Genomic DNA, 20,137 nt, shown 5'->3' on the forward strand with positions numbered 1-20,137 from the left:
GCGCTCACTCGGCCGCGGCGGCGGGCTCCCCCGTGATCAGGTAGACGACGTGCTCACCGGCGTTGACCGCGTGGTCGGCGAACCGCTCGTAGAAGCGGCCGAGCAGGGTGGCGTCGATCGCCGTCTCCACCCCGTACGGCCAGTCGTCGCCGAGCAGCACCCCGAACAGGCTCTTGTGCAGGTCGTCCATGGCGTCGTCGTCGCGGTCCAGTTCGGCGGCGAGGTCGGCGTCGGGCTTGGCCAGCACCGAGCCGATCTTCTCGGCCATCCGGTCGGCGATCGACGCCATGTCGACGAAGACCGGCCGCAGCTCCGCCGGCACGGCCGGCGAGGGGTGCCGGCGCAGCGCGGTCTTCGCCACGTGGTCGGCCAGGTCGCCCATCCGCTCCAGGTCGGCGGCCACGTGCAGGGCGGTGATCATGGCCCGCAGGTCGGAGGCGACGGGGGCCTGCCGGGCCAGCAGGTCGCAGACCCGCTCCTCGACGTGCCGGTAGAGCTCGTCGATCTCGGCGTCCCGCTCGATCACGTTCTCGGCGGCCTGGCGGTCGGCGGTGAGCAGGGCGCGGGTGGCCTGGCGCATGGCCGCGCGGATGGCCTCGGCCATGTCCACCAGCAGCTGGCTGACAATCTGGAGGTCGGCCCGGAACTCGTCGCGCATCATCACGTCCTGTGGTCGGTGGTCGCCGGCCCGGGGCTGCGGGCGTCGGCGCTGGTCTGGCAGGGTGCGCGACAACCGTAGGCCGGGGGAGATGACCGGAGGTGAACGCTGGTGAACGACGCGGGACCGACGGGTGAACATCGCCGGAAGCGAGAGCGTTTCATCCCGTTTGTGGCGATGTCCAGATGAACAATGACCCTACGATCGCCGGGTGGAGTGGGCGGTGACGGCGGCGGCGGTCGTGACACTGGTGGCCGGGCTGGCCATCGGGTCGCTGCTGCCCCGGCTCGTCCGGTCGTGGCGCCGCCGCGGCCCGGCCGCCGGGAACGGCGGCCCCGCCCGCCTGTTCCGGACCAGGGGGAGGCCCGTGATGGTCGACGAGCAGCAGACCGGCCTCTCCAGCCTGGGCCGCCGCACGGTGGACTCGCTGCGGGCCGGCGTCGTGGTGCTCGGCCCCGACGACGTGCCGGTCCTGGTCAACCCGGCGGCCCGCGCGATGGGGCTGCTGCGCACCGGGGCCACGCCCGGCTCGATCGCCGCGCACCCGCTGATCCGTACCCTCGCGGGGCAGGTCCGGCGCACCGGGGTGCGGCGCGAGATCGAGCTGGACCTGCCGCGCGGCCGCGACGCCTCCGGCCCCGACCCGCTCGGCGTGCACCTGCGGGCGATGGCCATCGGCGGCGGGCACGTGGCCGTGGAGGCGGCCGACGTCACCGAGTCGCACCGGCTGGCCCGGGTCCGCCGGGACTTCGTGGCCAACGTCAGCCACGAGCTGAAGACGCCCATCGGGGCCCTGCAACTGCTCGCCGAGGCGCTGCTGGACGCCACCGAGCCGGCCGGCGCGGCGGCCCCCGACCTCTCCGAGGACCTGGTCGCCGCGCGCCGGTTCGCCGAGCGCATCCAGCACGAGTCGACCCGGCTGGGGCGGCTGGTGCAGGAACTGCTGGAGCTGACCCGGCTCCAGGGCGCCGAGCCGCAGCCCGCCCCGGAGCCGGTCGCCGTGGACTGGGTGATCGCCGAGGTGATCGACCGCACCCGCACCACCGCCGCCGCCCGGCGGATCGAGGTGGCCACCGAGGGCGAGCGCGGGCTGACCGTCTACGGCAGCGACGCCCAGCTCGCCACCGCCGTGGCGAACCTCGTCGAGAACGGCATCACCTACTCGGGCGAGGACACCACCGTCCGGGTCACCACCCGGTCCGACGGCGAGCACGTCACGATCTCCGTCGCCGACCAGGGCATCGGGATCGCGCCGACGGACGTCGAGCGGATCTTCGAACGGTTCTACCGGGCCGACCAGGCCCGTTCCCGGGCCACCGGCGGCACCGGCCTCGGCCTGGCCATCGTCAAACACATCGCCAGCAACCATGGCGGCCGGGTCGAGGTGTCGAGCACTCTTGGTGGTGGGTCGACGTTCACCCTCCGGCTGCCGGCCCGTCCACCGGACGACCTGCTGCCGACACCGCAATCGGATGGGATCGAGGCCGGCCCGGCCGAGCTCCGGCAGGTCCGACCGCTATGAAAGGAATACCCCGTTGAGCCGCGTTCTGGTGGTCGAGGACGAGGAGTCGTTCTCCGACGCCCTGTCGTACATGCTCCGCAAGGAGGGCTTCGAGGTCTCGGTCGCGGCCACCGGCCCGTCCGCCCTCACCGAGTTCGACCGGACGGGCGCGGACATCGTGCTGCTCGACCTCATGCTGCCCGAGATGTCCGGCACCGAGGTGTGCCGGCAGCTCCGCCAGCGCTCGCACGTGCCGATCATCATGGTCACCGCGCGGGACAGCGAGATCGACAAGGTCGTCGGCCTGGAGATCGGGGCCGACGACTACGTGACGAAGCCGTACTCGCCCCGGGAGCTGGTGGCCCGGATCCGGGCGGTGCTGCGCCGGCAGACCCCCGACGTGGCCGAGTCGGGGGCGCCGACCCTGGCGGCCGGGCCGGTGCGGATGGACATCGAGCGGCACGTGGTCACCGTGGACGGGGGCACCGTGCAGCTCCCGCTCAAGGAGTTCGAGCTGCTGGAGCTGCTGCTGCGCAACGCCGGCCGGGTGCTGACCCGGGGCCAGCTCATCGACCGGGTCTGGGGCGCCGACTACGTGGGCGACACGAAGACCCTCGACGTGCACGTCAAGCGGCTGCGCTCGAAGATCGAGCCGGAGCCGTCCGCGCCGCGCTTCATCGTCACCGTCCGGGGCCTGGGCTACAAGTTCGAGCCGTGACGGGCCCGATCACCGCCTGACCGCACCCGGTCGGTGCGCTGAGCACTCGCCAGCGTGGTTAGGAAGGGGCCCTTCCTATGCGGAAAGCGTTGGTAGGGGGCCCTTCCTTACGCGCTGGCCGGGTGGGGGGCCACCTGGCCCTGCCGCAGCCGGGCCGCGCACAGCTCCGCGAGCTTCGCGTACGCCGCCGCGCCGACCAGCGCGGTCAGCTCCGGGCCGTACGAGACGTACATCGGCTCGGTGCCGACGTGCGCGTCCGTCGACGAGGTGCACCACCAGTCGAGGTCGTGCCCGCCCGCGCCCCAGCCCCGCCGGTCGAACTCGGCCAGCGTGGAGACCAGCACCTTCGTGTCGTCCGGCCGCTTGTGCCACTCCTGGTCCCGGCGGACCGGCAGCTGCCAGCAGACGTCCGGCTTGTATTCCAGCGGGTGCACCCCGTCGCGCAGGGCCTGGGCGTGCAGCGCGCAGCCGCCCCCGCCGGGGAAGTCGGCGTCGTTGAGGAACACGCACGGTGCGTCGACCGCGCGGGTGGCGGTGCGCCGGGCCGGCGTCTTGCCGTCGACCGTGTCGTTCTCGGTCCAGTTCTTGAACCCGCGCCGGAAGTGCTGCCAGTTGTCCGGGGTGAGCCGCTTGACCGCCGCCCGGACCCGCTTCTCGTCGTCGGAGTCGGTGAAGAACGCGCCGTGCGAGCAGCAGCCGTCGGCGGCCCGGCCGGCGACGATGCCGTGGCAGCCCCGGCCGAACACGCAGGTCCAGCGGGACAGCAGCCAGGTCAGGTCGGCGCGGATCACGTGGGTGGCGTCGGCCGGGTCGACGAACTCGATCCACTCTCGGGGAAAGTCCAGCCCCACCTCGCGGCTGCGCGGGTCGTCGGGGTCGTCCACCAGCACCTGGATCTCGATCTGGCTCGTCACCCGGACCAGCGTACGCCCGGTGCCCCGCTCGCACCGGCGAGCCACCGATCCGGGCAGGCCCTAGTGTCTTCGGCATGCGACTGGGAGTCCTCGACGTCGGTTCCAACACGGTGCACCTGCTGGTGGTCGACGCCCACCACGGCGCGCACCCGTGGCCGGCGCACTCGGAGAAGGTGGTGCTCCGGCTCGCCGAGCAGATCGGCCCGGACGGTGCGCTCACCGAGGCCGGCGCGGACGGGCTGGTCCGGGCGGTCGACGCGGCCCGCGCCTCGGCCACCCGGCTGGGCAGCGACGACCTGCTGGCCTTCGCCACCTCCGCGGTGCGCGACGCCACCAACGCGGCCGAGGTGCTGGCGCGGGTGCGCGAGGCCACTGGCGTACGACTGGAGGTGCTCTCCGGCGCGGACGAGGCGCGGATGACGTTCCTCGCGGTCCGGCGGTGGTTCGGCTGGTCGGCGGGCCGGCTGCTCGCCCTGGACATCGGCGGCGGGTCCCTGGAGATCGCCGCCGGCATCGACGAGGACCCGGACGTCGCGGTCTCCCTGCCGCTCGGCGCGGGCCGGCTGACCCGGGACCGGCTGCGCATCGACCCCGACGGCGCGGAGCCGCCGCCGGCCGGGGCCGTGGCGGAACTGCGGGAGTACGTCGACGGGCTGCTCGACCCCGTGGTGGAGAAGATGGCCGAGGTGGGCTGGGAACGCCCCGTGGCCACCTCGAAGACGTTCCGCACCCTGGCCCGGCTGGCCGGGGCGGCCCCCTCCGGCGCCGGGCTGTGGGCCCGGCGCAGCCTGACCCGGGACGGGCTGCGGCAGGTGCTCGGCTTCGTCCGGCACATCCCGCCGCGCCACCTGAGCGAGCTGGAGGGGGTGAGCGTCGGCCGGGCGCACCAGCTGCTGGCCGGGGCGGTGGTGGCCGAGGCGGTGCTGCGCCGGCTCGACGTGCCCGCGCTGGACATCTGCCCGTGGGCGCTGCGGGAGGGGGTCATCCTGCGCCAGCTCGACCGGCTCACCGAACGCTGAACACCCGGTGACCTGCCGTGACGTCCCGGAGGACCGTTGCGGCGCTACGGGCGATTTGCGATTACTCGTCACGATGCCGCAACGTGGGCCGGGCTACGCTGGCAGCTGTGACTTCCCGCGTCCCGGTGCTCCTGTCCACGTCCTCGGTGTTCCCTGAGCGGACCGCGGCGGCGTTCCAGCTGGCCGCGGCACTCGGATACGACGGCATCGAGGTCATGGTCTGGACCGACGCCGTCAGCCAGGACGCCGGCGCGCTGCGCGGCCTCGCCGCGCACTACGGCGTGCCGGTGCTCTCCGTCCACGCCCCCTGCCTGCTGGTCACCCAGCGGGTGTGGAGCCCCGACCCGTGGGAGCGGCTGCGCCGCGCCGCCGAGCTGGCCGACACCCTGGAGGCGCCCACCGTCGTGGTGCACCCGCCGTTCACCTGGCAGCGCGACTACGCCCGCACCTTCGCCGACGGGCTGGACGAGGTCGCCGGGCGGTTCACCGGGCTGCGCTTCGCCGTGGAGAACATGTACCCGGTGCGGATGGCCGGCCGGCAGTTCGTCCCGTACGCCCCCGGGTGGGACCCGACCGAGACCGGCTACCCGTCGTACACCCTCGACCTGTCGCACTGCGCGGCCTCGCACACCGACGCCCTGGCCATGGCCGACCGGATGGGGTCGGGCCTCGCCCACGTGCACCTCGGCGACGGCACCGGCGAGGGGCGCGACGAGCACCTGGTGCCGGGGCGGGGCGGCCAGCCCTGCGGCGAGCTGCTGCGCTCCCTCGCCGGGCGCGGCTTCGCCGGCTCGGTGGCCGTCGAGGTCACCACGCGGGGCGCGAAGAGCCGCGCCGTCCGCGAGGCCGACCTGCGCGAGGCCCTGGAGTTCGCCCGCGCCAACCTGACCGCGCCGTCCCCCGTCGACGCCTGACCCGCGCCCGCTGCCCGGCTGGCCCGGCCCCGGTGCCCAGGTCGATGCGGCCCGGTCAGCGCGCCGGGGCCAGCGCCTCGGCCGGGGCGGCCTGCTGCTCGCCGATCGCCGCCCGCTTGCGGGCCCGGTGCGCGGCCACGTGCGACCGGGTGGCGCAGCGCTCCGAGCAGAACCGCCGGCAGCAGTTCGACGAGGTGTCCAGGTAGACGTTGCCGCAGCGCTCGTCGGCGCAGACCCCGAACCGGGCGCTGCCGTACTGGCAGAGCCACACCGACAGGCCCCACACCGCGCCGGCCAGGTATTCCGCGCTCACCGACGCGCCCCGGCTGGTGACGTGCATGTGCCAGTCGCTGGAGTCGTGGCCGGAGATGCGCGGCTGCACCGGGTACGCCTCCAGCAGCGCGTTCAACTCGGCGACCGCCTCGATGTCGCGCCCCGAGGTGCCGTAGTCGAAGACGTCCCGCAGCCGCTTCTGTGCCCGCCGGAAGATCGCCAGGTCCCGGTCCGCGACCTCGTCGCGCATCCACGCGTTCTCGTCGGGGAAGAGGGCCCGCAGGTCGTCGAGGTCGTCCAGCCGGGCGTTGACGAGGTCAACCCCGGTCCGGGCGTACGCGTCGAAGTTCACACCCCAACGGTAGACGACTCACGTCAGGCGCGGCGTGTCGATGTAGTGCGGCAGGAACCGGGCGTAGTTGTCGGTGATGAGGCTGGTGCTCTCCCGCAGGCCCGCGCCGGCCGGCTCGCCGTCGACGATCCAGCTGCCCAGCACCACGTGGTTGCCGTCGAAGCTCGGCAGGGCCCGGAACTCCTGGTAGCAGAAGCCCTCGTCGCCGTAGTCGCTGGGATTGCTGACCTCCCCGGCGGGCGTGACGATCCGCACCGACCCGCCCTCGCGGCCGAGCAGCGGCTTCGCCACGTACTCGGTCATCTGCCGCGGCGAGTCGAGGTACGCGGGGAGGAGGTACTCGTGCCCGGGGAACAGCTCCCACAGCACGGCGAGCAGCGCCTTGTTGGACAGCAGCAGCTTCCAGGCCGGCTCGATCCAGGTCGTCGGGGTGCCCGGCTCCAGGGCCAGCGGCCCGTACGGCTCGGCGAGCATCCACTCCCACGGGTAGAGCTTGAAGCAGGTGGTGACCGGGCCGTCGGCGGCGTCGACGAAGCGCCGGCCGTCCCAGCCGATGTCCTGGATCGGCAGCAGTTCCGCCTTCAGCCCCGCCTGCCGGGCGGTCTCGGCGAGGTAGCCGGCCGTGATCTGGTCCTCGCCCGACTCCTCCTCGCTCGACCACACCACGTGCACCCGGTCGTCGTGCAGGCCCGCGCCGATGCGCGCCCACGCCGCGACGAGGCGCTCGTGCAGGCTGTTCCACTGGTCCGCCGCCGGGCGCGTCTCCTCCAGCCAGAACCACTGCACGATGCTCGCCTCGACCAGCGAGGTGGGGGTGTCGGCGTTGTATTCCAGCAGCTTCGGCGGCCAGCTGCCGTCGTAGCAGAGGTCGAAGCGGCCGTAGAGGCTCGGCGGTTTCTCGCGCAGCGAACGGGCCACCGCCTCGGCTGCCCACCCGGGGATGCCGAACTCGGCGTACCGGCCCCGGGCCACCACGTGCTCGGCGGCGGCGACGCACATCCGGTGCAGCTCGGCGGTCGCCTCCTCCAGCCGGAGCACCTCCTCCAGCCCGAAGACGTACGCGGCGGTCTCGTCCCAGTACGACACGATCCCGCCGTCGGGCAGCTCCGTGTCGACGTAGACGAGGCCCTGCGAGCGGACCGTGGCGTCCCAGTCGGCGCGCGGGGTGGCCGCCTCGCGTCGCACGTCAGCCGCCGCAGGAGGCGAGATGGGTGCCGAAGCCGCCGCGCTCCGGCACCGCCGCGGCGGCACCCGCCCGGGGGTCGGCGCGCCCGGCGTCGGTGGTGACGGCGGTGCCGGTGGCGGGCACGTGCATCGCCAGCGCCACGGTCGTCCCGCCGCCGACCGGCCCGAGCGCGCAGTCGTCGTCATCGTCGTCGCCGGAGGACATGTTGCAGCCGGAGATGGTGAGCGCGAGGGCGGTCAGCGCGCCGAGCTGCACGGTGGCCGACCGGAGCCGGCGTCGGGGGCGTTGTTCCACGGCATCGTTGTAGCTGACCCGCGCCACGTCACCTGCCCCGGGGCTGCGCCGGCGGGGCCGCCGCCCGGCGGGGTGGTGCCCGCTGGCGTTACGCTCGGCTCATGCTCCGTTCCGTCATCCTTGCCGCCTCCCGGTCATCCCAGGTCGAGCGGCTCGTCGCGACGGCCCCGTTCACCCGGGACGTCGTCCGCCGGTTCGTCGCCGGCGCCGGCACCGACGACGCGTTGCGCGCGACCCGCGAACTCGTCGCCGAGGGCCTCGCGGTCACCCTCGACAACCTCGGCGAGGACACCGTCACCGCAGAGCAGGCCACCGCCACCCGAGACGAGTACCTGAAGCTGCTGGGCCTGCTCTCCGCCGCCGGGCTCACCCCGGCCGCCGAGGTCAGCGTGAAGCTCTCCGCGCTCGGCCAGCGCTTCGACGAGCGGCTCGCGTACGACAACGCGCGGGCGATCTGCGCCGCGGCGGACGAGGCGGGCACCACGGTCACCCTGGACATGGAGGACCACACCACCACCGACTCGACGCTGGACACGCTGGCCCGGCTCCGCAAGGACTTCCCGGCGACGGGGGCGGTCCTCCAGGCGTACCTGCGGCGGACCGAGTCGGACTGCCGCGAGCTGGCGTACGCCGGGTCCCGGGTGCGGCTGTGCAAGGGGGCGTACCGGGAGCCGGAGTCGGTGGCGTACCAGGCGGCCCGCGAGGTGGACAAGTCGTACGTGCGGTGCCTCAACATCCTGATGTCCGGCGACGGGTTCCCGATGCTGGCCACCCACGACCCGCGCCTGATCGCCATCGGCGAGGACCGGGCGCGCTGGTTCGACCGGGGGCCGGAGCGGTTCGAGTTCCAGATGCTCTACGGCATCCGGCCGGAGGAGCAGGCCCGGCTCGTCGGCGACGGCTACACCGTGCGCACCTACCTGCCGTACGGCACCGACTGGTACGGCTACCTCATGCGCCGCCTCGCCGAGCGTCCCGCGAACCTGGCCTTCTTCGGCCGGGCCCTGATGTCGAAGAAGTGACCCCAGCGGGGGAATGAACTCACCCGTCCGAGCGGACCGGGCGCTGAGCGCTTGACGCGATTGGCTAATCGAGTTAGCTTTTGGGCTATGACTATTAGCTACGTTGAGCGGGACGGTGGGCGGATCGCCTACGAGGTGCACGGGGAGGGCCCCCTGGTGGTCCTCGCGCACGGCATGGGGGAGAACCGGGCGGCCTACCGCCACCTGGTCCCGCTGCTGGTCGACGCCGGCTACCGGGTGGCGTCGGTGGACGTGCGCGGGCACGGCCGGTCCAGCGCCGGCTGGCCGACGTACGCCCCGGCCGAGGTCGGTGGCGACCTGCTGGCCGTCGTCCGCGCCCTCGGCGGCGGCCCCGCCACGCTGGTCGGCAGCTCCTCCAGCGGCGCCGCCGTGGTCTTCGCCGCCGCCGACGCCCCCGACCTGGTCGGCGCGATCGTCCAGGTCGGCGCCTTCGTCACCGAGCGGAAGCTGAACCCGGTCCTGCGGCTGGCCGTGGCAGCGGTGCTGCGCAGCCCCCGGCTGTTCGGCATGTTCCACCGCAGCCTCTTCCCCAGCGGCCGGCCGGCGGACTACGCCGCGTACCGCAAGGCGATGGTGGCCAACCTGCGCGAACCCGGCCGGATGGCGGCGATGCGCGGCGTCGCGGCCCCGGCCGAGCCGCACTGGACCACCCGGGCCCCCGAGGTGCGCCAGCCGGTCCTCGTGCTGATGGGCACGAAGGACCCCGACTTCCCCGACCCCGGCGCCGAGGCCCGCGCCGCCCGCCGGCTCTTCGCCACCGCCGAGGCCCGCATGATCGACGACTCCGGTCACTACCCGCACGCCGACCGGCCGGCCGAGACCGCCGCGCAGCTCGTCGCCTTCCTGAAGGCCACCGCTCGTGCCTAGGGCCGGGCTCAACCAGCAGATCGTCGTGCGCGAAGCCGCCCGGCTCGCCGACGAGGTCGGCCTCGACCAGCTCACCCTCGCCGCCCTCGCCGGTCGGCTCGGCGTCGCCCTGCCCAGCCTCTACAAGCACGTCAAGGGCGCCGACGCGCTGACCCGCAAGCTCGCCGCGCTGGCCACCGCCGAACTGGCCGACGCGCTCACCTCGGCCGCCGCCGGCCGCGCGGGCGAAGACGCCCTGCGCGCCGTCGCCGCCGCCTACCGCGACTACGCCCGCCGGCACCCCGGGCGCTACGTCGCCGCGCAACGCGCGCCCGACGCCGGTGACCCCGACCACGTCGCCGCCGCCGGGCGGGCCGTCGGCGCGATCTACGCCATCCTCCGGGGGTACGGCCTCGACGGCGACGACGCCATCGACGCCACCCGGGTGCTCCGCAGCGCCCTGCACGGCTTCCTCGCCCTGGAGGCCGCCGGCGGCTTCGGGCTGCCCCGCGACGTCGACCGCTCGTACGACCGGCTCGTCGCCGGGCTGGACGTGGCGTTCCGCTCCTGGCCCCGGGAGGACTGACCGGTGTACCTGCTCGCCCTGGCCCTGATCTTCCTGCTCGAACTCGCCGTGCTCGTCGCCGGCGGTTGGTGGGGCTTCACCCTGGACGCCGGCTGGGCCGCCCGCATCGCCGCCGGGATCGGCGCGCCGGTGCTGCTCGCCGCCGCCTGGGGGGTCTTCGGCGCGCAGAAGGCCGCCGTGCCGCTGCCCGGCCCGGCGAAGCTCGCCTTCCAGGCCGCCTGGTTCGTCACCGGCGGGCTCCTGCTGCTCCTCGCCGGCCGTCCGGTGCACGGCGCGGCGCTGGTCGGCCTCTGGCTGCTCGACCGGGTCGTGCTGGCGCTCACCGCACCGTCGGACTGAGCGTCCGCCCCGCGCCCCTGCCCCCGGCGAGCCCGCCCGGCGGCCCGTGGCGCGTTCGCCCGATCCGCCCCGGAGGTCGTACCCTTCGCCGGGTGACCGACGGCTTGGACGGCATGCACCGGTGGGACCAACCACGACGGCGTCGGCCCTGGCCGCTGTGGGCCGCGCTCGGCGTGGTGCTGGTGCTGCTCACCTGCGGCCTGCCCACCGTGCTGCTGGCCGGCGTGCTGCACGAGGCGGCGGACCGGCCGATGATCGGCCGCCTCGGGCCCACCGCGCCCGCCGACCCGGCTGTCGAGGCCGCCCGGCAGCTCGGCGAGCGGATCTCCGGCCAGCTCGACCGCCAGGCCGCCGCCCTGCTCGGCGGCGACCGGGCCGGCTTCCTCGCCGTCGCCGAGCCCGCCGCCCACCCCGCCCTGGCCCGCCGGTACGCCGCCCTGCGCGCCCTGCGGGTCACCGTCTGGCGGCCCGAGCAGACCGGCCTACCCACCACCGTGGTCGGGCGGCCCGACGAGTGGCGGATCGTGGTGCGCTTCCAGTACTGCTTCGTGGTGCCCGGCTGCCGGCCGAGCCCCGTGCTCGTCGGCACCCGGTGGCGGGACTCCGGCGGGCAGGTCCGGCTGGTCGCCATGGAGGAGTCCCGGTCCGCCGAGACCGGCACCCGGCCGTGGGAGGTGAGCGACCTGGTCGTGGCGGTGGGCCCGCGGACGGTCGTGGCCACCACCCCGGCGCTGCGCGGGAAGCTTCCCGGCCTGCTCCGCCAGGCCGAGGCCGCGGCGCGGACCGCCGACGCGTACGCGGTCGCCGGCCCGCCGCCCGACCGGTACCGCGTCTTCTACGCCGGCAAGGCGGAGTGGCTGAGCTGGTACGGCGGCGGCCGCCCGGCGTGGACCGGCGGGTACGCCGTCACCGTCGGCGGCGGCCACCACGAGGTGGTCCTCAACGCCGACGGGCTCTCCGCCACCGGCGCCGACGACCTGCTCCGGCACGAGCTGACGCACGCCGCCTCCCTGCCCGAGCGCGGGTACCCGGGGCGGGAGACGTGGTGGCTGGTGGAGGGGCTCGCCGAGTACGCGGGCGTCGGCGGAACACCGGTCGGCCGCTACGAGGGGCTCGCCGAGGTGCGCGAGCTGCTGGCGCCGGGCGGCGGCTGGACCGGCCGGCTCGACGACCTCACCCCGGCCGAGGACGCCTCCGCCCGGCGCGTCGGCGGCAGCTACGGCGTCGGCTACCTGGCCGTACGGCACCTCGTCGACCGGTTCGGCGAGCAGCGGGTGCTCGCCTTCTTCAAGGCGGTCGTGCACGACCGGCGGACCGCGGAGGAGGCGTCCGGGGAGGCGTTCGGCGAGCCCTGGGCGGGCCTGCACGACGCGTGCGTCGCGTACGCCCGGGCGGCGGTCGGCTGAACGGCCCCGCGATGGTGTGGCGTCCACCCACGCCGTGAGCGGACGCCACACCATCGTCGGTCAGGGAATCTCCGCCCAGGTGACGAACGCGGCTCCGGAGGTCGGCTGGTCGGCCTTGGAGATCCGGCCGTCGGTGCCGCGTCCGAGCAGGGCGAGTTGAGGTAGCACCCGACGACCGCAGCGCTCGCCTACAACCTCACCATTGATGGCTTTCACACGTACTGTCGGGTTGGAAAGAGATGGTGCCGGTGTTGAGCGGAGAGATTGCGGCTCTTCTTACGAGTTCGATTGCTCGGGTGAGACGGATCAGCTATGTCCAGCCAGGGGGCGTGCGGGAGGGCGATGGTGGGCCGATCGAGCTGAAGCTGGAGAACGGTGCCATCTTTCGGCTGGAGTCTGGCGCTGATGGTGAGTCATTGCGGCTTGGCGTAGGGGGGTGGTGCGATCCGTTCGCGGAGCCCATGAGTGTCGAGAATAGAGAATTCGTGGCCAGGTCCGGGAAATGGGTGGCTTTTGATGTGTCTTGCGAGAGTGGCTACAAGGAGCTGATCGGACGGCGGGTCGGGGATCTCGGTCTTCTGGTCGAGTTTGGCAAGATAGTTGGCGCGGATCTCTCGTTCGGGTCGACGACTCTGCGAGTCTCGGTTCGCGCCGACGAACTGTTCGTGGAACTTCAGGGCGGCGATTCATGTCAGTAGCTGCGGCAGGTGTCGAGGGTCGCAAGGCGGCAGGGTTGACTGCGAGTGAGGATCTCGTTCGGGGGAGTGTCGTCGTTCGTGTCCGAGGGACGGGCAGTTCATGATCGACCGCTGTTCGGGCTCGACGGGGCACCTGTCAGACTGAAGCGCTCCCAGTGCGGAGCCCCGGTCCGCGTCCGGAAGCGGCCCGGGGCGCCCGCCCGGTGGCTCCGGTGGCGCCGCCGGGGCCACCGGGTGCCTTGATCGACTCCATGTCGGCGACATGGCGGGGTCAGGGGTGCCCGGATACCGCGATGTCGCCGACACGGCGCCGGCCCGACCGGAGGCTGGCCCAACCCGACGCCGGCCCAGCCGGTCGACCGGGCGGGGCGAAAACGGCAGGCCACGGTCGGGGGAAACCCGCCCCCGGCGTGATCAACATGCGCGAAGGGATCGCGCCGGTCACAGCCGTCCCGCTACCGTACTGGTAACACGCGCGTAGCCCGTCCTGGCGGGAGGATCCCGTCCGGCGGCACGCGCCGGGGCATGGGATGGGGCGGTGGGCCATGACCGGTTCGCAGTCCGACGGCAGGCTGTCGGAGGTCAGGTTCCTCACCGTCGCCGAGGTGGCGACGGTGATGCGGGTGTCGAAGATGACGGTCTACCGGCTGGTGCACAGCGGTGAGCTGACCGCCGTGCGGGTCGGCCGGTCGTTCCGGGTGCCCGAGCACGCGGTGCACGAGTATCTCCGGGGCGCGTTCCAGGAAACCGCCTGATCCGCCTGCCGCTGTTCCGCCACCCGCCGATGCCACGGGGCCGCGCCCCGCAAAGGCACGGGCGGCGCCCCGCCGAGGCCACGAAGCGCCGCCCCGCACAGGACACGAAGCGGCGCACCGCAAAGGGCACCGAGTGCGACGTAACGGGCATCGACGGGGGCGCGTTGGTCCTGCTGAGCCTCTCCCGCTACCCTGGACCGGACCGTGACCGCACTCCGGTGCGCCCGCCGCACGCCAGCTGGTCCGGCCCGTTGTCCGCAAGCGGCCCTCGACGCCACCGCGTGGTGTCATCCGGTCCGCCCCGCACGTTGCATCGAAAGGCTGTCGTCGTATGGGCTCGGTGGTCAAGAAGCGCCGCAAGCGCATGGCTAAGAAGAAGCACCGCAAGCTGCTGCGCAAGACCCGCGTCCAGCGTCGCCGTCTCGGCAAGTGACCGGGGCCGGGCCCACCACGGCCCGGCGCCCCGTGTCGCTTGCCAACAGTCGACCCTCGGAGGCTCAGGTGATCAGGCCGCGGTTGCCCCGGCTCGATCCCACCTGCCGGGGTAGGTGCACGACGTGACCCCCGGTGGCACCCCAGGTGCCCCGGGGGTGGTCGTCGTCACCGGGATCAACCGATACCTCGGCGCGCACGTCGCCGCCCGGCTCGCCGCCGACTCCCGCATCGAGCGGGTGATCGGCGTCGACCCGAGCGCCCCCAACCCCGAGGTGGCCGGCCTGCTCGACGGGGTCGAGCGCATCCGGCTCGACCTCGGCTCGCTCGGCGGCCTCCTCGCCGACCTCGACGTCGACGCCGTGGTGCACCTCGCCCTCGTCACCGCCCCCGATGCGCAGCAGGGCGGCCGGTCGGCGATGAAGGAACAGAACGTCATCGGCACCATGCAGTTGCTCGCCGCCTGCCAGCGGGCGCCCCGGCTGCGCAAGCTCGTCGTCCGCTCGTCGACCGCCGCGTACGGGGCGTCGTTCCGGGACCCGGCCGTCTTCACGGAGGAGACCGAGCCGCGCGAGGTGCCGCGCGGCGGTTTCGGCCGCGACATCCTCGACATCGAGGGGTACGTTCGCGGCTTCCGCCGCCGCCGGCCCGACGTCACCGCCACGGTGCTGCGCTTCGCGCCGTTCATCGGCTCCACCGCCGACACCACGCTCACCAGGTATTTCTCCCAGCCTTTCGTCCCCACCGTCTTCGGGCGCGACCCCCGGTTGCAGTTCGTGCACTTCGACGACGCGCTGGAGGTGCTGCACCGGTCGGTCGCCGAGGAGCACCCGGGCACGTTCAACGTCGCCGGGCCGGGCGTGCTGTCCCTGTCCCAGGCGATCAGGCGGGCCGGGCGGGTCGGGGTGCCGGTGTTCGAACCGGGCCTGTCCGGGGCCATCGCGTTGGCCCGCAGCCTCGGCTTCGGCCGGTACGGCCTGGACCAGGTCGACCTTTTCGTGCACGGTCGGGTCGTGGACACCTCCGCCCTCGAACGCGAGTACGGCTTCGCGCCCCGCTCGACCGCCGCCGCGTTCGACGACTTCATCCGCGCCCACCAGGGCGGCGTGGTGGTCACCCGGGAACAGCTGGCGGCCGCCGAGCGGGCCGTCCTCGACGGCATCCGCCAGGTGCGCGCGGTTGCGCGGGAGCGGTCGTGACCCCGCCGGACGAGGAGCGCGGGCGCGCCGGGGCCAACGGCCGGTACGACGTACCGCTGGTGGTGGCCGGCCCGGACGCGGAGCCGGCGCGGCGCAACGGCCACCACCCGGCCCCGGGGCCGGCCGCCGACCCTGCCCGTGGCCCGGCGGACCCGCAGCCGACCCGGCGGGAGCAGCCGGCGGAGCGGGAGCTGCCCGAGGCGGCGGAGCGCGAGCGGCCGGAGGCGGCGGCGCGCGCCCCCCGGGACGCGGCGGTGCCGGACCAGCCCGGCGACGTGTGGGACCGGCGGGTCGCCTCGGGGCTGGCGTTCCTGCGTCGGCGGCTCTCCGGCGACTACCAGGTGGACGAGTTCGGGTTCGACCCGGAGCTGACCGAGTCCGTCTTTCACCCGATGCTGCGGCTGCTTTATCGGGACTGGTTCCGCACGGAGGTGACCGGGCTGGAGCACGTGCCGGCCGACGGCGCCGGCCTGGTGGTGGGCAACCACTCCGGCACGGTGGCGCTGGACGCGCTGATCCTCTCCGCCGCCCTGCACGACCAGCACCCGGCCCACCGCTACCTGCGGCTGCTCGGCGCGGATCTGGTGTTCCGGATGCCGGTGGTGTCCGAGATCGCCCGCAAGACCGGCGGCACGGTCGCCTGCAATCCCGACGCCGAGCGGCTGCTCCGCTCCGGCGAGGTCGTCGGGGTCTTCCCCGAGGGGTTCAAGGGCGTCGGGAAGCTCTACTCCGACCGCTACAAGCTGCAACGCTTCGGCCGGGGCGGGTTCGTCTCGGCGGCGCTGCGCACCGGCACCCCGATCGTGCCGGTGGCGATCGTCGGCGGCGAGGAGATCTATCCGATGCTCGCCGACATCAAGCCCCTCGCCCGGCTGCTCAAGCTGCCATACTTCCCGGTCACGCCGACGTTCCCGTGGTTGGGTCCGCTCGGGATGGTGCCGCTGCCGAGCAAGTGGCTCATCGAGTTCTGCCCGCCGATCCCGACCGCGCACCTGACCGACTCGGCCGACGACCCGCTGGTCGTGTTCAACCTTGCCGACCAGGTGCGGGAGACCATCCAGCAGACCCTCTACAGCCTGCTGGAGCGCCGCCCTGACCCGTTCGGCCCCTGACCCGCCGGCAGCCGTCGCGCCCCACCGGGCGTGGGGCGGGGGCCGTCAGCGGACGCGGCGGCGCTTCTGCAGCGCCATCCCGGCGCCGACCGCGCCCGCGAGCAGTCCGGCCGCCGCCGTCGACGGCACCGCGATCTTCACGGCCCGCCGGCCGGTGCGGAAGTCGCGTACCTCCCAGCCCCGCTGCCGGGCCTGCCGCAGCAGGGCACCGTCCGGGTTGACGGCCACCGCCCGGCCCACGGCCGACAGCATCGGCAGGTCGTTGGCGGAGTCGCTGTAGGCGGAGCAGCGCGCCAGGTCCAGCCCCTCGACGGCGGCGAGCTGGGTCACCGCCTCTGCCTTGGCCGGCCCGTGCATCAGGTCACCCACCAACCGCCCCGTGTACGCCCCGTCGACCACCTCGGCGACCGTGCCGATCGCCCCGGTCAGCCCCAGCCGGGACGCGATCACCCGGCCGATCTCGACCGGCGCGGCGCTGACCAGCCAGACCCGCTCCCCGGCGTCCAGGTGGCGCTGCGCCAGCCGACGGGTGCCGGCCCAGATCCGGGGGGCCATCAGCTCGTCGAAGATCTCCTCGGCCAGCCGCTCCACGTCGTCGACCCGCCAGCCCTCGATGAACGCGAGCGCCGCCTCCTTGGCCTGCGACATGTCCCCGGCGTGCTCGGTGGCGAGCACCCGGAAGCGCAGCTGCTGCCAGGCGAACCGGGCCAGGTCCCCGGTGGTGAAGTAGTTGCGGGCGGCGAGCCCGCGGGCGAACCAGTAGATCGACGCGCCCTGCATCATCGTGTTGTCCACGTCGAAGAAGGCCGCGGCGGCCGGATCGGGGGCTACCGGGGTGGCGGGCGCGGCCTCGGTCTCGGCCCAGCCGGCGGTGTGGCCGCGCCGGTCGGTGCTGACCGTCATCCTGCCGTTGCGGGCCACCCGACCTCCCTCGCTCGACGCCCCCGACGAGTGCCTCCCCGCGAGCGTAGCCGGGCGGCGCGGCCGCCCCACCCGCTGCGGCGAGAACTGTGGCGCGCGCTGCTCGGTAAGGAAGGGCACCTTGTTAACGCATGACGTTGTACAAGGGGCCCTTCCTAACAGCAGGAGCATCGCGAGACCGCCCGCGCCGGGAGCTCAGGGAACGCGGGAACGCGTGCGCTCAGCGGTCGCCGGGGCAGGCCGTCGGCGTCGGGCCGAGCGCGTCGCTGCCGGCGGGCGCGGGCAGCTCGCACTCGATGGCGGCGCGCAGCCCGTCGGAGCGCTTGCGGATCGCGTCGAGCAGGGCGATCGACTCGCGGACCCGGTCCCGCTCCGCGCGGCTGGCCCCGTCGAGCAGGTCACCGACCGCGCGGCGCTGCCCCGTGACGAAGGCGTTCACCGAGTCGAGACCGGCCGGGTCGGAGCGCTGCGCAGCCGTGGTGGTGAGCAGGCGTACGCCCTGACGGGTGTCCGAGTCCATGTCGTCGAGGACGGCGTCGAACCCGAGCCGGTCCCCGCGCAGCGCGGCGGCCTCGCCGAGCCGGGTGCGGGCGAAGTCGAGGAAGAGCTGGCCGCGGCTGAGATCCGAGCTGGCCAGGGCGAGCTGGGCGCGCTCGGTCGAGCGCTTCATCCCGTAGAGGGCGTCGCCGGGCACGGCGTTCTCACTGGCGGCGGAGATGCCGGAGACGGCGATCGCGCCAGCGGTCACGCCGATGAGAATGGCACCCCGGGCCCGGGCCCGGCGGGCGGTCACGGCCGGCAGGAACGGGCCGCGTGGGCCGGCGCCGACGGTGCCGCGCTGACCAGCCGTGCCGCGCTGACCGAGTGCGCCCCGTCGGGTGGCCGGCGCGGCCTCCGGGGCGCTGGCACCGGCCCCGACGCCCTCCCGCTCGGCGGCGGCGACGAGCATCGCCCGCAGGCCGGTGCGGAAGTCGGGGTCCACCGCGACGGGCGGAGGGTCGGCGTTGAGCTGCCGGCCGACCGCGACGAGCGCGGCGAGATGATCGTCGGCCCGGGACCGGACGTGGTGACGTCGGCCGCCGTTGGCTTCGTCGAGAAGCTGCGCGAAGCGCTCGGCGCGCCGGCGGGAGAAGAGGTTGCTGGTCACCGCAGGCACCTCCTCTCGCTGGTGGCGGCCGGTCGGTCGGCCGCTGTCGGCACCAGCGACCGGCGGCAGCGTGCACCCAGGACGAAGCTCGTGGCGGCTGCGCTGTCCGGACCGTCGGGCCCGGGAATGCCGGAGAACCACCGGTCGCACCGGGAGAAACGCTCCGCCCCGGGCACGGGTTACGGGGCCGACGGGAGCGAAATCACGAAGAGTGATGGCCGTCACGCCGCCGCGGTCGGCGCTCCCGTCCGCGCCGCGCGCCCCGGCTGGCGTACGGGCGTGAACCGCCGTCGGGGCCGGACCCCTCGCGGACGCCGCCGGCCGGGCGGTCGGCCTCGCGCGGGGGAGGACGAACCGCCGGGCGGGGTGGCACGCGGGGTGGGACGGGCGGGGCGAGGCGGAAGGACGCAGCCGGTGGCGGCGGTCAGGGCTGGAAGCCGTCCGGCAGCAGCCGGGCCAGCGCGCGGACCGCGCGGTACTGCAACGCCTTGATCGCGCCCTCGTTCTTGCCCATCGCCCGCGCCGTCTCCGCCACCGAGAAGCCCTGGAGGAACCGCAGCACGATGCACTCCTGCTGCTCCGGGTTGAGCTGCTTGACGGCGGTGAGCAGGGCGACGTTGGTGATGTGTTCGACGACCGCCGCCTCCGGGCTGCCCTCGGGGCCGCGGTCCTCCCGGTCGGCGTCCAGCACGTCGCCGGTGGTGACCTCCAGCCGGTACCGGCCGGACTTGAAGTGGTCGGCGACCAGGTTCCGGGCGATGGTGACCAACCACGCGCCGAGGTCCCGGCCCTGCCAGGTGAAGCTGCCGATGCGCTTGAGGGCCCGCAGGAAGGTGTCGGAGGTGAGATCCTCGGCGAGCTGCCGGTTGCCCACCCGGAAGTAGACGAACCGGAAGACGGTGTCGACGTACCGGTCGTAGATCAGCCCGAACGCCTCGGCCTCGCCGGCCTGGGCGCGTTCGACCAGCTTCCAGACCTCGGTGGCCGGGTCGGACGGGTCGGGGCGGCTCGGGAAGCCCGTCGGCGTGCCACCGCCCGGGGGCCCGGGGGGCGGCGGGGGCGGACTGGCCGGCACCGCCGGCAGCACCGCCGTCTCGCCGGCCGACGGATCGGTCACCGGCGGCGTGTCGCCACTGCGCCGGCCCTGCGCCGGCATGGTCGGCCGGGCGGGTGATGCGACCCGTCCGCCGTTGCCCCCCGGCGTCGCCGGACGGGGCAGCGCCTCGTTGTGATGGGACCGGTTGCGTAACCGTCTGGATGCCCCGTCGCCGCGTACGGCGAGGCTGGACCCGTCGTCCGCGGGGCTCCGGCCGACGCCCAGCCGTTCGTTGAGGACGGCACGGGCCGCCGCGGCCAGCCCGACCGGTCGTTGCGCGTAGCCGAAACTGGTCACCGTGCCTCCCCGGTCAGGGTCGCCGCGGACCGCTGGGGCGCCCCGGCGCGGGCGCGGCCGGGGCCGTCGGGCAGGGCTTGTCCGGGACGTGCCGACGGGCGGCAGATCCCCTTGAGGTACGGGTCCAATGCGCTCACAGGCACGGGGGGCCTCCTCGGGCTGAGGGGTGTCGACTCACGGCAAATGGGGTGAGTCGACCCGAGTGATAATAGGGCCAACGTCACCCGCGCGTGGCAAGTCCGTTACACAGAGCAGAAGTATTTGCTTCCCCGTCGCACCGGTGCCGGACCGGTTGTCCGTCGGGGGAGGTTGACTTTCGCGCGCCGGGCTGGTTAGGGATAACCCCAGCTCAGCGCCCGATCGGCCCGCTCGGCGAGGGGCCGGGACGACGGCTGCGACGCCTGCCCGCACGGGGTGGCGCCGGCACTCCC

Annotated in this window: 22 protein-coding genes; 14 read left to right on the forward strand and 8 right to left on the reverse strand. The window is 74.2% G+C overall.

The genetic code is table 11. The annotated features are described in order from the left end of the window. Positions 1-4: 4 nt before the first annotated feature. Positions 5-658, reverse strand: coding sequence for a phosphate signaling complex protein PhoU (gene phoU / locus TK50_RS18160; protein WP_043965293.1), 654 nt, complete (start codon positions 656-658; stop codon positions 5-7). 211 nt (positions 659-869) lie between these two features. Between phoU and TK50_RS18165 the strand changes: the two genes are divergently transcribed. Further along, positions 870-2,180, forward strand: coding sequence for a sensor histidine kinase (locus TK50_RS18165; RefSeq protein WP_043965294.1), 1,311 nt, complete (start codon positions 870-872; stop codon positions 2,178-2,180). Positions 2,181-2,193: 13 nt separating this feature from the next. Beyond that, positions 2,194-2,877, forward strand: a complete 684-nt coding sequence (locus tag TK50_RS18170) for a response regulator transcription factor (RefSeq protein WP_043965295.1) — start codon at positions 2,194-2,196, stop codon at positions 2,875-2,877. 107 nt (positions 2,878-2,984) lie between these two features. Here the strand turns inward: TK50_RS18170 and TK50_RS18175 are convergent, their stop codons facing one another. Continuing rightward, complete coding sequence (locus TK50_RS18175; protein ID WP_043966467.1) at positions 2,985-3,791, reverse strand: DUF3109 family protein; 807 nt, start codon at positions 3,789-3,791, stop codon at positions 2,985-2,987. 74 nt (positions 3,792-3,865) lie between these two features. Here TK50_RS18175 and TK50_RS18180 point away from each other — a divergent pair, with 74 nt between their 5' ends. Together TK50_RS18180 and TK50_RS18185 are read left to right on the forward strand one after the other, a co-directional pair. After that, positions 3,866-4,810, forward strand: a complete 945-nt coding sequence (locus TK50_RS18180) for a Ppx/GppA phosphatase family protein (RefSeq protein ID WP_043965296.1) — start codon at positions 3,866-3,868, stop codon at positions 4,808-4,810. 107 nt (positions 4,811-4,917) lie between these two features. Continuing rightward, complete coding sequence (locus tag TK50_RS18185) at positions 4,918-5,724, forward strand: sugar phosphate isomerase/epimerase family protein (protein WP_199486092.1); 807 nt, start codon at positions 4,918-4,920, stop codon at positions 5,722-5,724. A gap of 55 nt (positions 5,725-5,779) precedes the next feature. Here the strand turns inward: TK50_RS18185 and TK50_RS18190 are convergent, their stop codons facing one another. From TK50_RS18190 to TK50_RS18200, 3 genes are read right to left on the reverse strand one after another with little or no spacing between them, the layout of a single operon-like run. Continuing rightward, positions 5,780-6,349 carry a CGNR zinc finger domain-containing protein gene (locus tag TK50_RS18190; RefSeq protein ID WP_043965297.1) on the reverse strand — a complete coding sequence of 190 codons (570 nt, stop codon included), beginning with the start codon at positions 6,347-6,349 and terminating at the stop codon, positions 5,780-5,782. An 18-nt stretch (positions 6,350-6,367) separates the two neighbouring features. Continuing rightward, complete coding sequence (locus TK50_RS18195) at positions 6,368-7,534, reverse strand: glutathionylspermidine synthase family protein (protein WP_043965298.1); 1,167 nt, start codon at positions 7,532-7,534, stop codon at positions 6,368-6,370. A gap of 1 nt (position 7,535) precedes the next feature. Then, positions 7,536-7,829 carry a hypothetical protein gene (locus TK50_RS18200; RefSeq protein WP_229404771.1) on the reverse strand — a complete coding sequence of 98 codons (294 nt, stop codon included), beginning with the start codon at positions 7,827-7,829 and terminating at the stop codon, positions 7,536-7,538. 101 nt (positions 7,830-7,930) lie between these two features. Here TK50_RS18200 and TK50_RS18205 point away from each other — a divergent pair, with 101 nt between their 5' ends. The 10 genes from TK50_RS18205 to TK50_RS18245 all read left to right on the forward strand — a co-directional run bounded on the left by TK50_RS18205 (position 7,931) and on the right by TK50_RS18245 (position 16,245). Continuing rightward, positions 7,931-8,851, forward strand: a complete 921-nt coding sequence (locus TK50_RS18205) for a proline dehydrogenase family protein (RefSeq protein ID WP_043965299.1) — start codon at positions 7,931-7,933, stop codon at positions 8,849-8,851. A gap of 87 nt (positions 8,852-8,938) precedes the next feature. Next, a complete protein-coding gene (locus TK50_RS18210; protein WP_043965300.1) occupies positions 8,939-9,739 on the forward strand; it encodes an alpha/beta fold hydrolase in 801 nt (266 codons plus the stop codon). Beyond that, positions 9,732-10,304: a TetR/AcrR family transcriptional regulator gene (locus TK50_RS18215; protein WP_043965301.1), complete on the forward strand. Its 573-nt coding sequence runs from the start codon at positions 9,732-9,734 to the stop codon at positions 10,302-10,304. Before TK50_RS18210 ends, TK50_RS18215 begins: the two co-directional genes overlap by 8 nt. Before the next feature lie 3 nt (positions 10,305-10,307). After that, positions 10,308-10,643, forward strand: a complete 336-nt coding sequence (locus TK50_RS18220) for a YrdB family protein (protein ID WP_043965302.1) — start codon at positions 10,308-10,310, stop codon at positions 10,641-10,643. Positions 10,644-10,735: 92 nt separating this feature from the next. Further along, entirely contained in the window at positions 10,736-12,049 is a 1,314-nt protein-coding gene (locus TK50_RS18225; protein WP_043965303.1) for a hypothetical protein, read from the forward strand. A 296-nt stretch (positions 12,050-12,345) separates the two neighbouring features. Beyond that, complete coding sequence (locus TK50_RS18230) at positions 12,346-12,747, forward strand: hypothetical protein (protein ID WP_144420324.1); 402 nt, start codon at positions 12,346-12,348, stop codon at positions 12,745-12,747. 545 nt (positions 12,748-13,292) lie between these two features. Then, on the forward strand, positions 13,293-13,502 hold the full coding sequence (locus TK50_RS18235; RefSeq protein WP_007073166.1) for a helix-turn-helix domain-containing protein: 210 nt from the start codon (positions 13,293-13,295) through the stop codon (positions 13,500-13,502). Between the two features lie 331 nt (positions 13,503-13,833). Beyond that, complete coding sequence (locus tag TK50_RS33010; RefSeq protein WP_007465623.1) at positions 13,834-13,935, forward strand: 30S ribosomal protein bS22; 102 nt, start codon at positions 13,834-13,836, stop codon at positions 13,933-13,935. Positions 13,936-14,059: 124 nt separating this feature from the next. Continuing rightward, positions 14,060-15,133, forward strand: a complete 1,074-nt coding sequence (locus TK50_RS18240; RefSeq protein WP_043966473.1) for an NAD-dependent epimerase/dehydratase family protein — start codon at positions 14,060-14,062, stop codon at positions 15,131-15,133. 254 nt (positions 15,134-15,387) lie between these two features. Continuing rightward, positions 15,388-16,245, forward strand: coding sequence for a lysophospholipid acyltransferase family protein (locus tag TK50_RS18245; protein ID WP_043966476.1), 858 nt, complete (start codon positions 15,388-15,390; stop codon positions 16,243-16,245). 45 nt (positions 16,246-16,290) lie between these two features. On the opposite strand, the gene TK50_RS18250 is transcribed toward TK50_RS18245, so the two are convergent. From TK50_RS18250 to TK50_RS18260, 3 genes are all read right to left on the reverse strand, one after another. Further along, positions 16,291-17,148, reverse strand: a complete 858-nt coding sequence (locus TK50_RS18250; protein WP_241774081.1) for an HAD family hydrolase — start codon at positions 17,146-17,148, stop codon at positions 16,291-16,293. Between the two features lie 238 nt (positions 17,149-17,386). Continuing rightward, positions 17,387-18,313: a DUF5667 domain-containing protein gene (locus TK50_RS18255; protein WP_043965308.1), complete on the reverse strand. Its 927-nt coding sequence runs from the start codon at positions 18,311-18,313 to the stop codon at positions 17,387-17,389. Positions 18,314-18,737: 424 nt separating this feature from the next. Then, entirely contained in the window at positions 18,738-19,706 is a 969-nt protein-coding gene (locus TK50_RS18260) for an ECF subfamily RNA polymerase sigma factor, BldN family (RefSeq protein ID WP_043965309.1), read from the reverse strand. Between the last annotated feature and the right edge of the window lie 431 nt (positions 19,707-20,137).

The sequence above is a fragment of the Micromonospora haikouensis genome (genome assembly GCF_000876225.1).
GTDB lineage: Bacteria > Actinomycetota > Actinomycetes > Mycobacteriales > Micromonosporaceae > Micromonospora > Micromonospora haikouensis.